Origin of the sequence: Streptomyces sp. NRRL S-495, assembly GCF_000966955.1 — a bacterium.
Classification (GTDB): Bacteria; Actinomycetota; Actinomycetes; order Streptomycetales; family Streptomycetaceae; genus Kitasatospora; species Kitasatospora purpeofusca.
The window spans coordinates 1-2,003 of record NZ_JZWY01000271.1; the positions used below are offsets into that span (position 1 = coordinate 1).

General features: G+C 72.7%; 2 protein-coding genes. Both read left to right on the top strand.

Going from position 1 to position 2,003, the window contains the following annotated elements; genetic code table 11:
* A partial coding sequence (locus VR45_RS15570; RefSeq protein WP_045940357.1) for an SUKH-4 family immunity protein occupies window positions 1–976 on the top strand: 976 nt, incomplete at its 5' end.
* Window positions 977–1,242: 266 nt separating this feature from the next.
* Window positions 1,243–2,003 (top strand): hypothetical protein (locus VR45_RS46930; RefSeq protein WP_045940356.1); only part of this gene is annotated, 761 nt, incomplete at its 3' end.

A 2,003-nucleotide genomic window follows, 5' to 3' on the forward strand; every position in this document is an offset into this window, starting at 1 on the left:
CAGAGATGTGTATAAGAGACAGAGCTACTTCGCCGCGCTCAGCTACCGGGGCCCGGACGGGTCGGAGCAGAAGCTGCTGCACCGCAGCGAGCCCGGCACTCCGCACCCGGAGTGGAAGATCCTCCAGGACCTGCGGCGGCTGAACGTGCCGCCGGAGCAGGTGCTGGAGCTCTACACCGAGCTGGAGTCCTGCGACCTGCCCGGCGGCTACTGCCACCGGATGATCGCCGCCTCCTGGCCGAACGTCCGGCTCACCCACACCGCCGACTACGGCCGGGAGCACCACTCCCGGCAGGCCGGCATGGCCCAGCTGCTGGATCACCTGGACGAGCTGCACCAGCTGGCCTCCGGTCCGCAGCGGGTCCGGCCGTTCCGGGTGCCGCCGCCCGCCCCGGGCACCGTCCCGGCGCCGCAGCCGGTCCCGCCGCAGCAGCTCGGCCAGGAGCTCGGCCAGGCCTTCGGGGCGAACGTGTTCCGCTTCGAGCAGCGCGCGGTGGCCCGGCAGGGTGTTCCCGAGCCGGTGGCGCAGACGCTGATGTGGGCGGGTCTGCCGCGCGAGTTCGGACCGTTCTTCTGGGCGCAGGCCCAGGAGGGCCGGCCGATCCCGACCCTCGCCGAGCTGGCGGCCGAACGGGGCCTGGCGGGCAGCACCGACTTCGGCGGCTACCTGGTGCTGGGCAACGACTACGGCCGGCAGCTGTGTGTGCAGTACGGCACGGCGCACGTGGTCGCGATGGATCTCGAAGGAACCGGGGAGGCGCCCCGGTTCGTCAACACAGGTGTACCGGAGTTCGTCCGCTCGCTGGCCCTGCTGGGCCGGATGTGGCGGCTGCGGTACGGGCTGACCCCGGACCAGGCCGGTCGCTGGACGACCGACTTCCAGGCTCAGCTGGCCGCGATCGACCCGGCTGCGCTCCAGTCCGCGGACACCTGGTGGGCCGTGCTGCTGGAGCAGTTCTGGGACGGCCTGCTCTAGCGGGTGGCCCCGGATCCACGCAGGTGGCCGGGGGTCGTTCCGGTGTCCGGAACGGCCCCTTCGGCGTACCGGTGCGGCGGCGCCTCATTGGGGTTTCGCCATGATCTGCGCAAAATAGGTCAAGAGGATGGTCGCAATCGTCCATTCTCGACATGTTTCGATCCGTTCGACGTTCGAATCCCGACCGGGTTCGTTGACCCGGTTCCCGAGCGGACCGATCCGTCCGATCATGGGCTCCGCAGCCCGCGACACGAGGGGAAGAGCCCATGAGCGACGCCGTCCCCCAGTACGGCTTCACCGTTGCCCGGCGCGGTTACGCGCCCGAGCAGGTCGACCGAGCCCTGACCGCCTACACCGCGCAGCGGGACGAGGCGTGGGAGCGGCTGAGCGTGCTCGGGTCCGGAATCCGGGAGATGGAACGCCGGCTGGCCGAGGTCAGGCAGGCCGCCGCCGATGCCCCGGAACCGGACTACGAGGTGCTCAGCGAGCAGGCCGCCGGGCTGGCCCGGACGGCCGAGAACGAGGCCCGCGCCGTCCGTGACAAGGCCGAGCGCGCGGCCGAGGACCTCCGCGACGAGGTCTACGAGGCCGGCCAGGCGGCCGACCGGGCCGCCAAGGAGTACGCGACCGTCACCCGGACCGAGGCCGACGCGGCCGCGCGCCGCACCGACGAGCGCACCCGGGCCGAGGCCGAGACGATCCGGGCCGACACCGACCGCGAGGTCCGGTCCGTCCGGGACGCCGCCACCGCGCACGCGGCCAAGGTCCGGGTCGCGGCCGCCGAGGCCTCCGAGCGGGCCGAGGCCAAGCTGGCCGAGCTGCGCCGCAAGGCCGACGAGACCTTCGCCGAGGCACAGAGCAGGGCCGACACCGAGGACGCGGCGATCTCCTCCACCGCCGAGCGGCGGGTCAAGGAGGCCGAGCAGTTCCGGGAGGCGGTGCTCGGCCGGATCAAGCAGAGCGACGCCGAGGCGCAGGCCAGGGCGGACGAACTGATCGAGCAGGCCCGGCGCGAGGCCGAGCGGAT